15 protein-coding genes are annotated in these 15,060 nt (G+C 53.7%); 9 read left to right on the top strand and 6 right to left on the bottom strand.

Annotation, left to right across the window (positions count from 1 at the left end):
• The first annotated feature begins 3 nt into the window (after positions 1-3).
• The 5 genes from hflX (at position 4) to ABYA77_RS02415 (ending at position 6,193) form a co-directional block, all read left to right on the top strand.
• The gene (gene hflX, locus ABYA77_RS02435) at positions 4-1,305 is read left to right on the top strand and encodes a ribosome rescue GTPase HflX (RefSeq protein WP_372964404.1); all 1,302 of its coding nucleotides are present in this window, start codon (positions 4-6) and stop codon (positions 1,303-1,305) included.
• 78 nt (positions 1,306-1,383) lie between these two features.
• Entirely contained in the window at positions 1,384-2,571 is a 1,188-nt protein-coding gene (gene hflK / locus ABYA77_RS02430) for an FtsH protease activity modulator HflK (protein WP_372964346.1), read from the top strand.
• 3 nt (positions 2,572-2,574) lie between these two features.
• A complete protein-coding gene (gene hflC / locus ABYA77_RS02425; protein ID WP_372964345.1) occupies positions 2,575-3,450 on the top strand; it encodes a protease modulator HflC in 876 nt (291 codons plus the stop codon).
• 176 nt (positions 3,451-3,626) lie between these two features.
• Positions 3,627-4,808, top strand: coding sequence for an ATP phosphoribosyltransferase regulatory subunit (locus ABYA77_RS02420; RefSeq protein ID WP_372964344.1), 1,182 nt, complete (start codon positions 3,627-3,629; stop codon positions 4,806-4,808).
• A gap of 89 nt (positions 4,809-4,897) precedes the next feature.
• Positions 4,898-6,193, top strand: a complete 1,296-nt coding sequence (locus tag ABYA77_RS02415; RefSeq protein ID WP_372964343.1) for an adenylosuccinate synthase — start codon at positions 4,898-4,900, stop codon at positions 6,191-6,193.
• A 69-nt stretch (positions 6,194-6,262) separates the two neighbouring features.
• Here the strand turns inward: ABYA77_RS02415 and cmoB are convergent, their stop codons facing one another.
• From cmoB to ABYA77_RS02390, 5 genes are read right to left on the bottom strand one after another with little or no spacing between them, the layout of a single operon-like run.
• Positions 6,263-7,255 carry a tRNA 5-methoxyuridine(34)/uridine 5-oxyacetic acid(34) synthase CmoB gene (cmoB, locus tag ABYA77_RS02410; protein WP_372964342.1) on the bottom strand — a complete coding sequence of 331 codons (993 nt, stop codon included), beginning with the start codon at positions 7,253-7,255 and terminating at the stop codon, positions 6,263-6,265.
• 21 nt (positions 7,256-7,276) lie between these two features.
• Complete coding sequence (gene cmoA, locus ABYA77_RS02405; RefSeq protein ID WP_372964341.1) at positions 7,277-8,035, bottom strand: carboxy-S-adenosyl-L-methionine synthase CmoA; 759 nt, start codon at positions 8,033-8,035, stop codon at positions 7,277-7,279.
• Entirely contained in the window at positions 8,025-8,396 is a 372-nt protein-coding gene (locus ABYA77_RS02400; protein WP_372964340.1) for a kinase, read from the bottom strand. Before ABYA77_RS02400 ends, cmoA begins: the two co-directional genes overlap by 11 nt.
• Positions 8,397-8,415: 19 nt before the next feature.
• Positions 8,416-9,435: a serine/threonine protein kinase gene (locus ABYA77_RS02395; RefSeq protein ID WP_372964339.1), complete on the bottom strand. Its 1,020-nt coding sequence runs from the start codon at positions 9,433-9,435 to the stop codon at positions 8,416-8,418.
• A 5-nt stretch (positions 9,436-9,440) separates the two neighbouring features.
• The gene (locus ABYA77_RS02390; RefSeq protein ID WP_372964338.1) at positions 9,441-9,863 is read right to left on the bottom strand and encodes a hypothetical protein; all 423 of its coding nucleotides are present in this window, start codon (positions 9,861-9,863) and stop codon (positions 9,441-9,443) included.
• Positions 9,864-9,984: 121 nt separating this feature from the next.
• Between ABYA77_RS02390 and ABYA77_RS02385 the strand changes: the two genes are divergently transcribed.
• Positions 9,985-11,100: an NAD(P)/FAD-dependent oxidoreductase gene (locus ABYA77_RS02385; protein WP_372964337.1), complete on the top strand. Its 1,116-nt coding sequence runs from the start codon at positions 9,985-9,987 to the stop codon at positions 11,098-11,100.
• Here the strand turns inward: ABYA77_RS02385 and ABYA77_RS02380 are convergent.
• Entirely contained in the window at positions 11,097-11,825 is a 729-nt protein-coding gene (locus ABYA77_RS02380; RefSeq protein ID WP_372964336.1) for a ComF family protein, read from the bottom strand. The genes ABYA77_RS02385 and ABYA77_RS02380 overlap by 4 nt on opposite strands.
• A 51-nt stretch (positions 11,826-11,876) precedes the next feature.
• Here ABYA77_RS02380 and bioB point away from each other — a divergent pair, with 51 nt between their 5' ends.
• The 3 genes from bioB (at position 11,877) to bioC (ending at position 15,057) form a co-directional block, all read left to right on the top strand.
• A complete protein-coding gene (gene bioB, locus ABYA77_RS02375) occupies positions 11,877-12,935 on the top strand; it encodes a biotin synthase BioB (RefSeq protein ID WP_372964335.1) in 1,059 nt (352 codons plus the stop codon).
• A gap of 104 nt (positions 12,936-13,039) precedes the next feature.
• Complete coding sequence (gene bioF, locus ABYA77_RS02370) at positions 13,040-14,227, top strand: 8-amino-7-oxononanoate synthase (protein ID WP_372964334.1); 1,188 nt, start codon at positions 13,040-13,042, stop codon at positions 14,225-14,227.
• Positions 14,224-15,057, top strand: a complete 834-nt coding sequence (gene bioC, locus ABYA77_RS02365) for a malonyl-ACP O-methyltransferase BioC (protein WP_372964333.1) — start codon at positions 14,224-14,226, stop codon at positions 15,055-15,057. Before bioF ends, bioC begins: the two co-directional genes overlap by 4 nt.
• Positions 15,058-15,060 lie beyond the last annotated feature (3 nt).

Below are 15,060 nucleotides of genomic sequence, written 5' to 3'. Positions count from 1 at the left end.
AATATCTTGTTTGAACGTCCTGACGTTGGAGAACGGGCGGTTCTCGTACACATTGAATTTACCGCCCATGATGGCTCTGAAGACCCGGGCGAGTTTCGGGAGCTTGTGACGTCTGCGGGTGTAGAACCTGTTGCTATGGTGACAGGTACTCGTAAACAGCCCAGTCCTCGCTTGTTTGTTGGTGAAGGCAAGCTGGAAGAAATCCGGGATGCGGTGGCTGCCAGCGAAGCTGATGTTGTGCTGTTTAACCATGCATTAAGTCCTAGCCAGGAGCGGAACATTGAGCGCGAACTCCAGTGCCGAGTGCTGGACCGCACAGGCGTCATCCTGGACATTTTTGCACAGCGGGCCCGTACTCATGAAGGCAAGCTTCAGGTGGAACTGGCTCAGCTTGAGCATATGTCAACCCGGCTTGTTCGGGGTTGGACGCACCTTGAACGCCAGAAAGGTGGTATTGGCCTCAGGGGACCGGGTGAAACCCAGCTTGAAACAGACCGCAGGTTACTGCGGGAACGTATCAAATCCATTCATAAGCGTCTGGAAAAGGTGCGTAAGCAGCGGGATCAGGGGCGACGGGCTCGTCAGCGTGCAGATATTTCTACACTGTCTTTGGTGGGTTACACCAACGCAGGTAAGTCTACGTTGTTCAATCGTGTGACAACCGCAAGCGTGTATGCCGCCGATCAGTTGTTCGCAACCCTGGACCCAACACTGCGTAAGTTGGAACTTCCCGACATCGGGTCGGTCGTAGTGGCTGACACGGTTGGCTTCATTCGTCATTTGCCTCACAAGCTGGTTGAAGCTTTTCGGGCGACTCTGGAGGAAACCCGGCAGGCTACACTGTTGCTGCATGTGATTGACTGCCATGATGCCAGGCGGGATGAAAACATCGAGCAGGTGGAGAACGTGCTGCTTGAGATTGGCGCAGATGAAGTGCCTCAGTTGCAGGTCTTCAACAAGATTGATCTGCTGGATGATTTTGAGGCCAGAGTTGATCGTAATGAAGAAGGTATTCCGGTCAGAGTCTGGGTGTCGGCTGTGACCGGTGCAGGGATGGACTTGCTGTTTGATGCTATTGTCGAGCGTCTTGCGGAAGATGTGGTTCACCACTTTGTTCTGCTGGGGCCTGCTGATGGTAAGCTACGGGCATCTCTGCATGAAGCGGGCTCGGTACTCAGTGAAGAATATCGGGAAACCGGTGATACCGTAGTAGAAATTCGGTTACAGAACCGGGATTGGCAGCAGCTGCTTAGCCGGGCTGGTGTTAGCCAGAATGAAGTTCGGCTGGAAGACAGAACATTCTGACATGGCTCGCCTATTGCCGGGGGGCTGATAAATCCCTAGTATTTGCAGCCATTCGACTTAACACGAACGGAGAGAATTATGGCCTGGAATGAACCGGGTGGTAACCGTAACGACAATGATCCCTGGGGAACCGGTGGCGGTCGTCGCGGCAATGATCAGGGGCCACCAGACCTGGACGAAGCGCTGAAAAAGGGCCTTGACAAGCTTAATCGTATGCTTGGTGGTAAAGGTGGCTCAGGCAACAAGGGCACCTCGGGCTCGGGTAACAACAAGGGCGGTTTTGGTGCCATTATTGCCCTTGCTGCAATTCTGGTTGCAGGTTATGTCGTTTTTCAGTCGTTCTACACCGTAGACGAGCAGGAGCGGGCCGTTGTGCTGCGCTTCGGGGAATATAACCGTACTGAAAATCCGGGCTTGCGCTTCAAAGTTCCTTTGATCGATTCCGTGACCAAGGTTCTTGTCACTAACGTACGAACCGCCCGTTCATCTGGTCAGATGCTGACTCAAGATGAAAACCTGGTGACTGTTGATCTGCAGGTTCAGTACCGGGTTGGAGACGCCAAGGCATACGTGCTTAACGTCAGGGACTCCAATCAGGCGCTCGCCTTTGCCACCGACAGTGCGCTTCGTCACGAGGTGGGCAGTTCCTCTCTGGATGATGTATTGACCGAAGGTCGTGCAGAACTGGCAGTCAGGGTTGAGCAGCGGTTGCAGAGTTTTCTTAAAGAATACGGAACCGGTCTGGAAATTGTGCGGGTCAACGTAGAGAGTACCCAGCCTCCCGCCGCTGTTCAGGATGCTTTCCGTGAAGTTCAGCGTGCCCGTGAAGACGAGCAGCGTTTGAAAGAAGAAGCGGAAACCTATCGAAACAAGATCGTGCCGGAAGCCCGGGGGCAGGCCCAGCGTCTGATCGAAGAAGCCAACGCCTATAAAGCTGAAGTGATCGAGCGTGCCCGTGGTGAAACGGCTCGTTTTAATCAGTTGCTTTCGGTGTATGAAAAATCACCAGTGGTGACTCGTGAGCGGATGTACATTCAGGCCCTTGAACAGGTTCTGAGTAACAGTAGCAAGATTTTCGTTGATACCGAGAGTAGTGGCAACATGATGTATCTGCCTTTGGACAGGTTGATGCAAGGTCGTTTGCCGGCTGCCAGCTCTGGCTCATCCGGCTCGGGCAGCCAGCAGATCGATGTTCAAACGCTGACCGACCAGGTTTTGCAAGAGTTGCGCGCCCGGCAGGACGTAAACACCCGGAGGAGTAGATAAATTATGGGACCTAAAGGTGTATTGGGCCTTGCAGGCGCCCTGATCGTCGTCCTGCTTGTATTGTCTAGCGTATTCATCATTCCTGAGACGCATCGTGGTGTGAAGTTACGCTTTGGTGAGTTGGTTGAGACGAATATTCAGGCAGGTATCCATTTCAAAGTTCCTGTCATTGATCAGATTCGACAGTTTGATATCCGGGTGCTGACGCTGGATTTGCCCTCACGACAATACCTCACCATCGAGAAGAAGCCGCTGGACGTAGATTCCTATGTGGCCTGGAAAATCCGGGATGTTGATCAGTTCTACCGTGCTACCGGTGGTGATGAGCTGCGTGCTGGAACGCTGATTCTGTCCCGTGTGGACAATGGCCTGCGTGACGAGTTTGGTGTTCGAACCATGCACGAAGTGGTTTCGGGGCAACGGGATGAGCTGATGCACTCTCTGAGAGACCGCGCTAATGAGACAGCAATTAAAGAGTTTGGTATCGAAATCCTCGATATTCGGCTCAAGGCCATTGAGTTTCCGGGGTCTGTCAGTGAAAACGTTTATCGCCGGATGGCGACAGAACGTCAGAAACTGGCTCAGGAGTTCCGTTCTCGTGGCCTGGAGTTGGCTGAAGGCATTCGGGCCGACGCTGATCGTCAGCAAACAGTAACTCTGGCTAACGCTTTTGCCGAGGCTGAGACCACACGTGGTGAAGGTGACGGTGAAGCAGCTCAGATATACGCTGATGCCTATGGCAGTAACGAAGAATTTTACAGTTTTTACCGGAGCTTGCAGGCTTACCAGAAAACGTTTTCTGGCAAAGATGACATCATGGTCATCGACTCCAACAGTGACTTTATGAAATTCCTGAAGGACCCTGCTGGCACCAACTAATTTCGTTGGTTAAGGCGGAAAACCGGAATACCTTGGTATTCCGGTTTTTTTGTGTCTGCCAAGGGTGTAGAATCTTTGCGGTTTTGTTTAGGCATTTCTACGCCTGACCACCCTGAACCCTGAGTCATTCCCACCGCTACCTTTGTCGGTGACGGAAAAACGGACAACACAATCTCATGACAGTATCTGATCGCTGGTTACTGCCAGACGGAGTAGAAGACATTCTGCCCCCGCTGGCCGGACGGATCGAGTCCCTGCGCCGGGATGTAATGGACACCTGCCAACGCTGGGGTTACCAATTGGTGATCCCGCCCCTGATTGAGTATCTTGAGTCCCTGTTTACAGGCACCGGACATGATCTGGAGTTGCAGACTTTCAAACTGACGGACCAGCTTACAGGCAGGATGATGGGCGTGCGCGCGGATATGACGCCGCAGGCAGCCCGTATCGATGCCCATACATTAGGGCAGGAAGGTATTACCCGCCTTTGCTACGCAGGCCATGTGTTGCATACCCGCCCACGACACATGCTGACTGGCCGTACGCCGATCCAGGCAGGTTGTGAGCTGTTTGGCAGCACATCTGAAGCGGCTGACCTGGAGGTGATCAGTCTGATGCTGGAAGCACTTCGGGTTGCCGGCCTGCCTCATGTGCACCTGGATCTTGCCCACGTTTCCATTTATGAAAGTCTCATTGCGGGCTCTGGATTCGATAAAGCCACCGAAGCGGCTGTATTCGATGCGATGGCCCGTAAGTCTGTGCCGGAACTGGACAGCTTGCTGGGTGACTGTGCTCCGGGTTCTTCTGGCGCCCTGCTTCGGGAGCTGGCTCGCGTCAGTGGTGGTGTCGAAGCTCTGGATGTCGCCCGAACGATTCTTGGGGGAGCATCTGATGCTCTGGACGCTGCGCTGGATCAGCTTACCCGGGTGGCCGATATGCTTGGTCGTGATTTTCCTGAAGTAAGCGTCGGTTTCGATTTCTGTGAGTTGCGTGGATACAACTACCATACAGGGTTGGTGTTTGCCGCCTACGTGCCCGGTCATGGCGACTCGGTTGCCAAGGGGGGGCGTTATGATGCCATTGGCAGCGATTTTGGCCGCGCCCGGCCAGCGACTGGCTTCAGTATAGATATTCGTGCTCTGGTGGCCCTGGGGGAACGCCCCTACAAGCGTACTGGTGCCATTTGGGCGCCAGCCATAGAAGATTCCGCGCTGGAAGGCGTTATTTCCGGCCTGAGGATGACTGAGACTGTGATAAGGGGGTTGCCAGATGATTCATCTGCAGATCCTTTGGCACAGGGCTGCGATCGTCAGCTGATTAAGAAAGATGGGCAATGGGTTGTGGAGATGCTGGGCTGACGCGTGCGTTTGGTTTCGGTTTTTTGCGAGTTTTTCTGAATAAATGTGCAAGGCGCTAGCCATAGGGCCGCCTGATGTGAGAGAGAATCATGGGTAAAAATGTTGTTGTGCTGGGTACCCAGTGGGGTGATGAAGGCAAGGGTAAGATCGTTGACCTTCTGACAGAAAAAGTGGCAGCAGTGGTGCGCTTTCAGGGTGGTCACAACGCTGGCCATACACTGGTCATCGAGGGTAAAAAGACGGCCTTGCACCTGATCCCGTCTGGCATTCTTCGGAAGAATGTCCTCTGCCTGATTGGTAACGGCGTAGTACTGTCGCCGGAAGCGCTTCTTAAGGAAGTTCGTGAGCTGGAAGCTAACGGTGTTGAGGTGCGGGATCGTCTCAAAATCAGTCTGGCATGCCCGGTTATTCTGCGTACCCACGTTCGTATCGATCAGGCTCGTGAGCGTGCCAAGGGTATTGATAAGATCGGTACGACTGGCCGTGGTATTGGGCCAGCCTACGAAGATAAAGTGTCTCGTCGTGGTATTCGCGTAAGCGACCTGTCTAATATGGCAGAGTTTGAAGTGAAGTTGCGTGAGATTATGTCTTACCACAACTTCGTGCTGACCGAGTACTTCAAAGAAGAAGCTGAAGATATCGACGCAGCTCTGGCAGAACTGAAGCAGATGGCTGAAGAAATTCTGCCGATGGCCACTGATGTGACTGACATCCTGCATGACCATCGCAAGCGTGGTGAGCATATTCTGTTTGAAGGCGCTCAGGGTTCTCTGCTGGATATCGACCTGGGAACCTACCCATTTGTAACCTCTTCCAACACCACTGCTGGTGGTACCGCGACCGGTTCTGGCTTCGGTCCGCTATACCTGGATTACGTACTGGGTATTACCAAGGCGTACACCACTCGCGTTGGTTCCGGCCCGTTCCCGACAGAGCTGTTTGACGATGTGGGTGAGCGTCTGGCGGTGAAAGGCAATGAAGTGGGCACCACGACTGGCCGCTCGCGTCGTTGTGGATGGTTCGATGCTGTAGCTCTGCGCCATGCTATCCAGATTAACAGTGTGTCTGGTATTTGCCTGACTAAATTGGACGTACTGGATGGCCTGGAAACCGTTAAGGTCTGCGTAGGTTATAAAACGCCGAATGGCGAAATCACCCGGCCGCCGATTGGTTGCGAAAGCTACAAGGATATCGAACCGATCTATGAAGAGTTGCCTGGCTGGAGTGAAAGCACCTTTGGTTTGACTGCACTGGATCAGCTTCCGGAGAATGCGAAAGCGTATATTCGTTTCCTGGAAGAACAGATCGAAGCGCCGATCGATATTATCTCGACCGGGCCAGACCGTGTAGAGACGATCACTCTGAGACACCCTTTCGGGGAGTAAGTTTCTGAGACAAAAAAACCGCCTTTAGCAAATGCTTCAGGCGGTTTTTTTATATCTGCTGATGGTCTTTCAGGGTTTCTCTGCAATGATCGTGGCACGTTTGGGGCCCGGATAGCCTTCGATAGTTTTGGACGGGTTTTCGGGATCAAGAAAATCTGCCAGAGAGTTGTATCTCATCCAGTCGGTACGGCGCTGTTCATCGGTGGTGGTGTTACTGATATCCACGACTCGTGGCTGTTTGAAACCAGCGCGGTCCAGCCATCGGAGCAAGGTTGGACAGCTGGGCAAGAACCAGACGTTTCGCATCTGACCATAGCGGTCTTCTGGTACCAAACTGTAACCTTCCGGGCCCTCAACGACTAATGTTTCCAGTACCAGCTCTCCACCGCTGCGGAGAGTGCCTTTTAGGTCCAGCAGGTGGTCAATTGGCGATCGGCGGTGGTACAGCACGCCCATGGAGAAGGTCGTATCGAACAACTCAAGGTTATCCGGCAGGTCTTCCATGCGGATTGGTATCAGGTCGACAGGCACATCACCTAGGTAGCCTTTGACCGCCAGAAACTGGAACATGAACAGTAACCCGGGGTCGATACCAAGTACCCGTTTTGCACCGGCACCAGCCATGCGCCAGCAGTGATAGCCTGAGCCACAGCCGACATCCAGAATGGTGCGGCCATTCAGATCGGCCAGGTGAGGTGCAACACGATCCCACTTCCAGTCAGAGCGCCATTCGGTATCAATGTATGTGCCGAAAAAATCGAAGGGGCCTTTACGCCAGGGCATCAACCCCCTTAGCCCCAGTTCCAGCTTTTCAGCCTCAGGCTCACTCAAAGGGGCTGCAGAGGCAATAGTCACTGCAGAGTGAGTAAGATCGACGCTTGTGCCCGAAGCCGCTGGCAGAGCTTCCAGGGCTGTCTGCCAGCGGTCCATATCACCATGAGGATTTATCTCAAAGCGATGGATCAACTGCTCAGTGAGCACGTTGGCCCAGGCTTCCTGGTTATTGTTGTACAGGAAGTTGAGAAAAGGGGTGAAACGTTTGCGCCAGTCAAAAGCAGCCATAAGTCTTGGTCTGTCCTGGAGTTAGTGGCTCTTGATGGCCAGGATGGAAACAAAATTGAAGCATTGGTACCACACCAGTACCTGGTTGAATCCCGCGCAGGTAAGCCGTTCCTGATGTGCGGCCAGGGTTTCCGGGATGAGTACTTTTTCAATGGCGGCGCGCTTCTGGCTGATTTCCAGGTCGGAATAGCCGTTTGCTCGTTTGAATTCGTGGTGTAGCCGGGTTTGCGTGTCTTGTTCCGAGTCTGAATCAAACCGGATTTTTTCGGACAGAATCAGCACGCCGCCAGGTAGCGTGGCATCAGCAATTCGTTTCAGTAAGTCTGACCGTTGTTCCGGTGGAACAAATTGCAGCGTGAAATTCAGGGTAGTTACCGAGGCTTGGCTCAGCTCAGTTGTTAGAAGGTCTTCGCAGCGCAAGGTAACCGGCAGCTCATGGTCATCCAGAGCGACATAGTGTTTACACCGCTCAATCATGGCGCTGGAGTTGTCTACGCCGACCAGAGTGCAATCCGGATAGGGAATGCCGTGCCGCATGGCCAGAGTGGATGCGCCAAGCGAACAGCCCAGGTCATAACAATGGGAACCGGGTTGAACATATTGCTCGGTAATTACCTCAATCATCGGAATGATGGTGGTATAACCTGGCACAGAACGCCGAATCATGTCCGGGAAAACTCGGGCGACCGAAGCGTCAAAACGGAAATCTTCGGGGTTGCGCTCGGTGGCGAAAAGACGGTCGGTCATCTGCTTAACCGGGGCGGTTTTTTTACTGCTCATTGTTGCCCTCAGCTGAAGGCTTGGTGGCCAGGTCCATCGCCGTAGGTGATGGGCGCGAACAACGAACACCCCGGTTTTTGTAATCTACCAGAATGCCTCGGAACGAGGGATCTACGTCTGCCGCGATCGCCAGGAAGCCATCTTCGCAGACCGCATGCAGTTCGGATGACTTCCGGGACATCCGGAATTCTTCCCCGGGCTTTAAATGAATGGCCTGAAAATCACCGACGGGAACATTGTCCTTGTTGTCGGAGTGATCGATGCGGCCGCTGGCCTCAAGAGCCAGCACAGTACCGATGATGCTGATAATCGCCGTCAGAATCAGGGCCCGGGCCGAGTAACGGTTTTCACTTTCGCTCATGTTTACCTCTTTTCTGTGTTCAGTATTGTCCTGGAAGCATGATGGCAGGCTCCTGCAGGGCGGAAAGTTGTTCTCGCAGTGACAGAATCTGGTCTGACCAGTAGCGGGATTGTGCAAACCAAGGGAAGAAGCGGGGGAATGCCGGATCTTCCCAGCGTTTTGCCAGCCAGGCGCAGTGTGCGATTTGACGATAGCAGCGCAGGGGTTCTATCAGGTGGCGTTCCCGGCGATTGAACTCCCGGAACATTTCGTAGCCTTCGAGTAATTCTCCTAACTGGCTGGCTTTTTCTGCGGTTTCTCCGTTCAACAGTAGCCACATGTCCTGGACTGCAGGGCCGGTACGGCAATCGTCCAGATCCACAAACAGCATAGTTTCGTCCCGGCACAGAATGTTGCCGGCATGGCAGTCTCCGTGAATTCTGAGCGTGTCTACATCACCAGCATCGTCCATTCTGCGCTTACACCCGGCAATCAGGTCTGGAATCAGGCTGTCCCAGGCGGGGCGAAGGTCGTCCGGTATCCAGCCGCCGTTGATCAGGAGTGCGTTGTGTTCTTCCAAACCACGAATCAGGTCAAATCCCGGCCGGTGTCTGAATGATTTGGTGGCACCCAGGTTGTGGATCTGACCGAGCCACTGGCCGAGCCGGTACAGAGTATCTGTCACACTGGTGTCTGGTGCCTGGCCACCCCGCTGAGGGAACACGGCAAACCGGAATTCGCCGTGGCGCCCCAGAGAATCACCACTGTCCATGAGCAGTGGTGCCACCACCGGAATATCTGAAGCCAGCAATTCCAGTGTAAATTCATGCTCTTCTCTGATGGCATCGTCGGACCAGCGGCCAGGACGATAAAACTTGGTAATTACTGGAGGGCCGTCTTCAAGCCCTATTTGATAAACACGGTTTTCATAACTGTTGAGGGCAAAGAGCCGCCCACTGACGTCAAAGCCTGCTTCCTCCATGGCGTCCAGAATGACTTCCGGCGTCAGGGTGTCGTACGGGTGGGCAGACGAGGTTATGTCAGAAGGCTCATGTTGCATAATGGTCAGAAGGCCGTATTTTTTTGGGATTTCATGGACTGTAGATGGTACCAGTTTTCGTCAAGTTCCCAGCGAACACGTTTGATTGCCGGTGCTGCAAGAACAATATCGCCGGCCTGAGCCTGTACTTGCGCCAACTCCCGCTCCGCTTTCTGCCAATCACGGTGTGTGTCGGCCAGGTGCTTCATGCCAGGAAAAACCGCCGACAAGGCTTGTTGTGTTGACACAGAATGGGACCGCAAAGAGCTGATAATTGCGGTATCACCCTCCACTCTGAGTACTCGGTGCTGATATGGGTAGCTGGAGACAACCTTATCCATTTTAAGCTGCTCATTCAGGCTGATGACTTCAAAGCCACGCCAACCAATCCAGCTCACAAAAAGAGCTGCAACGATCATCACCGTAAGAAACTGTTTCCTGTCTGACATACCCTATGCTCCATGCACCTGTTGCGCTTGGGGTAAAGTATAACGGTTCTGAATGCTCAGGTAATGTAACGCCACGCTATCTGGGTTAATTTTCCGGTTATTTACAGGAACGAGAGCAAGCATGGCGAACAATGAAAGTTACAGTGTGCAAACGGTGGTTATTGGTGCAGGCGTTATCGGCCTGGCGATTGCCCGTGAGCTGGCCCGGGCCGGCCGAGACGTATTGGTTCTTGAGGCTGGCCCCGGATTTGGGGAAGGTGTGTCATCCCGCAACAGCGAAGTAATCCATGCAGGTATCTATTATCCCGAGGGTTCCTTTAAAGCCAGCTTTTGTGTGCGTGGCCGTGAATTGCTCTACGAATATTGTGGCAGTCGGAAAGTGAACCATCGTAAATGTGGTAAGTGGATTGTCGCCACGGACGATCTACAGGTTTCCAGACTTGAAGCTATCCGTAACCAGGCTGAAGGCAATGGCGTCACCTTGCAGTTTGCTCAGGGGAACGCGGTAAAGAAGCAGTGCCCTGATGTGCGGGCCAGTGCCGGCTTATGGTCTCCTGATACCGGCATTATCGACAGTCATGGCTTGATGTTATCCCTGCTTGGAGAGCTGGAGGATGCCGGCGGCAGGTTGATTCTCGATAGTCCGGTATTGCAGGCTGAGTCTTTGAATGATGGGCACCACGTATTGACCATCGGCGGCGATGCTGGTGTTGTCCTTAATGCGAATGAAGTCATCAATGCCGCCGGATTAAACGCTCCAGACCTTGCCCGGCGCTGGCAGGGCCTGCCCGATAGCAGTAAGCCGGATCAATGGTTAGCCCGTGGTGTCTATTTCAGTTATAGCGGGAAGCACCCTTTCAATACCTTGATTTATCCGCTGCCGGAGCCGGGCGGACTGGGTGTACACCTGACACTGGATTTGGCCAGCCAGGCTCGATTTGGTCCTGATGTGGAGTGGGTAGACGCAGTGGATTATACGGTTAACCCAGACCGTTTGCAGGCCTTTGCCGACGGTATTCGTCAGTGGTGGCCCGGTCTTGATCCGGCCAGACTTCAACCGGCCTATGCGGGTATTCGACCAAAGCTGGTCGGGCCGTCCGGTGGTTTTGCCGATTTCCGGATTGATGGCCCGGATGAGCATGGAGTCGCGGGGCTGATAAACCTTTTCGGTATTGAGTCTCCGGGACTGACGTCTTGTCTCGCGATTGCTGCGTTTGTAAAACAAAGGCTGAGTTAACCGGGCGTTCTGGCCAGGGCCCATACCTGAATATCACAGGCCCCGGCGCCTCTCAGAGCGTGAGCGAGGGCGCGAACAGTGGCTCCCGTGGTCACTACGTCATCGACAATAGCTACTCTCTGCGGTAGCGGTGCGCATATCTCAAAAACACCATTCAGGTTAATCAGTCTACCGGCCCGGTTCAGGCCTCTTTGGGCGCTTACTTGCCGTGTACGCCGGGCGACTCTGGCGCCTACAGGAATCTCCAGACGAGCCCCAAGGTATTCTGCGATGTCCTGCGCTTGATTAAATCCACGCTGCCATCGGCGAAGCCAATGCATCGGGGCGGGGATCAACAGCTCTGGTTTTTCGGCAGGCTCCAGGCGGTCTTCGAGAAATTCAACAAAACCAGCCAGTAGTGGCCGCGCGAACTTTCTGTGCCCCTGATATTTGTAGCGTCCAATCATGCTATCGACCGGGAACTGATAGCGCCACGGAATCAGTGACCTGGAGTAAGGTGGGAGAGAGGTCTGGCACTCGCCGCAGCGCATGCCCGGGCTGGCAAATGCCAGTGGCAGGGCGCAGGTCTGGCAATGCCAATGATTTCGGGGTAGATCTGCCCGGCAATGGCTGCATAGGCCTAAGTGAGCGTCGGGGCTAAGGCAGGCTACACAGCGGCCTGCCTGGTCTTTCCTGTTAACCAATTCTTCAAACTTGGTTGACAGCGGTTTCAGTCTGTTTATCATCGTGGTTCATCCGTAAACCAAAAACCTATCGAAGGTTAACAGGACTTAAACATGACTGCTACTGCACTGCGCCACGACTGGAGCCTTCAGGAGGCTCGAGAGCTCTTTAGTCTTCCGTTTAACGATCTTTTATTTCGTGCTCAGTCGGTTCATCGGGAGTTTTTTGACCCCAATGAGGTGCAGGTCAGTACTCTGTTATCCATTAAAACCGGTGCTTGTCCGGAAGACTGCAAGTATTGCCCCCAGAGTGGTCATTACAACACGGGTCTCGAGAAAGAAAAGCTTCTGGAGATTGAAAAGGTGGTGGCAGAGGCTCGTGCAGCGAAGCTGAAGGGGGCGTCGCGGTTTTGTATGGGGGCGGCCTGGCGCAGTCCTTCAAAGAAAGATATGCCTTACGTTCTGGATATGGTGAAGCAGGTAAAGTCGCTGGGGATGGAAACCTGTATGACGCTGGGTATGCTGAAAGAAGAAGAAGCGCAAGAGTTAGCGGCTGCCGGCTTGGATTACTACAACCACAATCTGGATACCTCGGAGAAGTATTACAACCACATTATCACGACCCGTACCTATCAGGATCGCCTGGATACGTTGGATAACGTGCGTAAGGCTGGAATGAAAGTGTGTTGCGGCGGAATTCTGGGGATGGGTGAGGATGAGGATGATCGGGTGGGGTTACTGGTTCAGTTAGCGAATCTTCCACAGCATCCGGAGAGTGTGCCTGTGAATATGTTAGTAAAAGTGAAGGGGACGCCGCTGGAAAGTGTTGAGGATCTGGAACCATTTGACTTTATCCGGATGATTGCTGTGGCACGGATTATGATGCCGGCTTCTCATGTTCGGTTGTCAGCCGGACGTGAGCAGATGAATGAGCAGATGCAGTCGTTGTGTTTTCTGGCGGGTGCGAATTCTATTTTCTATGGTGAGAAGTTGCTGACAACCTCGAATCCGGAGGCAGATGCGGATATGCAGTTGTTCCGTAAGCTGGGGATCCGGCCTGAGCAGCGAGAGCAGTGCACTACCGAGGAACAGGAGGAAGAGGTGCTGGCGGAGGCTGTTGAGTACGAGGCAACCCGACATATGTTTTATGACGCTACCCGGGAGTCTGCCTGACGTTGTGATTTAGCGCCAGGTCTTCACTTCGGATTCGGTTATGCCCTTGCCTCCTTATGGAGATTCCCTCAAGGTTTTCCACTCTGACTGTTGGTGCTGTTCTTATGCGTGATTTTGCACTTGAGGTTGAACAACGGAAGCTGGCTGGACTTTACCGTACTCGGCGGCTGGTTTCTGGTCCGCAACAGCCGGAATTAACCGTCGATGGTCAACCGTTGTTGTCCTTTTGCAGCAACGATTACCTGGGTCTTGCCAATCACCGGAAAAACATAGACGCGTTGAAATGTGCTTTACCTGAAACTGGTTTGGGTGGGGCCGGGTCGCATTTGGTGTGTGGTCACCATGATGCTCATCATGCTCTGGAGCAGCGGCTTGCTACTTTTACTCAGCGTAGTGGTGCGTTGTTTTTTTCCACTGGATACATGGCGAATATGGGCGTGATTTCAGCGCTGGCGGGTCGTGGCGATACGATTTTTTCGGATCGGTTAAACCATGCGTCGATTGTTGATGGATGTATTCTCAGTCGAGCCAGAGTTCGGCGATATGCCCATGGCGACGTGGCTGCGCTGGAATCTATGTTGGCGGATACCCCCGGTCACAAGCTTGTGGTGACCGACGGGGTGTTTAGTATGGATGGGGATGTGGCACCCCTGTTGGAACTTGCCCGGGTGTGTAAGGCTCAGGATGCTTTGTTAGTGGTGGATGATGCCCATGGGATCGGGGTTCTTGGGCCGCAAGGGCGGGGGAGTGTGCTGGAGGCAGGGTTATCCGAGGAAGAGGTGCCGGTTTTGATTGGAACCTTGGGCAAGGCTGTGGGTACGAGTGGCGCGTTTGTCGCTGGGCCTGTGGTGTTGATGGATTATCTGGTGCAGAAGGCCCGTACTTATATATACACCACAGCTATGCCGCCGGCGCTGGCGGTAGCTACGTGTTCGAGCCTGGACCTGATCGAAACCGATGAGCCGCGCCGGGAGCATTTAACTCGGCTGATTGCGCGTTTCCGCAAGGGTGCGGAAGGTCTTGGTTATGAATTGATGCCTTCGCATACGCCCATTCAGCCCATCATTATTGGCGACAACTTAATGGCTTTGGCGCTGAGCCAGGCGTTGGAACGGCAAGGCGTTATGGTTACGGCTATCCGGCCGCCGACGGTACCGGAAGGCCAGGCGCGATTGAGGATCACTTTGAGTGCGGCTCATACCGACGACAATGTTGATAAATTGCTGAATGCTATGGCGTTGTGTCGAGAGTCGCTGGAAAACGGTTCATACGAGCGGGTGGCGGCGGTATGAGTGCGGTCAACGGTTATTCCGCAGCCATCTGTGCTGAGGGCGGTACGGGCACCAAGGTGTCTATCGCCCGAGGTTTTGGGGCCGCCTGCAAAACATACGATAGTGCTTCGCGTCTGCAGAAGATCATGGGCGATGTAATGCTGGCCGGAATTCCCTCAGGTTTATTTCCGCATTCCATTCTGGATCTTGGCTGTGGAACGGGTTGGTTTACAAGGAAGCTGACGGCAACCTATCCCGGTGCTGACATGATCGGTGCTGATTTATCTCCGGGTATGCTTGAGCAAGCGGAAAGTTTATTCGGCTCGGAAGCTGTCCATTGGCTCAATGCAGATGCGGAAAGTCTGCCCTTGGCTGACGAAAGTGTTGATCTGGTTTTTAGTAACCTGATGATTCAATGGAGTCGTTGCCCTGAAACGATTCTCAAAGAGTGTTGCAGGGTTTTGAAGCCGGGTGGGTTTCTAGTGCTTTCTACGCTGCTTGACGGTACATTGAGGGAACTTAAGCAGGCGTGGGCCAAGGCCGACCCTGGTCAGCCTCACGTGAATCGTTTTTTTTCTTCGGGCGAATGGCGGGATCTGACGTCGAGCGTATTTCCTGGCTCAGAACTGGATTTGGCCCCGATTGTTCTTCCCTATGATTCGCCCACGACTCTGAATAGGGAGCTTCAGCGTTTAGGCGCGGTTTTCAGGGGGGAGGAACGGCGTCAAACTGTAACCGCACCAGGGCGTTTCCGGGCAATGTGTCGTGCTTATCCGGGTTCTCAAAACGGTGGGGTACTGGCAACCTATGAGGCTGGCTGGTTACATTGGTGCAAGCCTCACGCAGGATAAAAA

This window comes from Marinobacter sp. (genome assembly GCF_041595835.1).
Classification (GTDB): Bacteria; Pseudomonadota; Gammaproteobacteria; order Pseudomonadales; family Oleiphilaceae; genus Marinobacter.
Note: the sequence above shows the minus strand (reverse complement) of the source record. Positions and strands in the feature narration are given on the sequence as shown.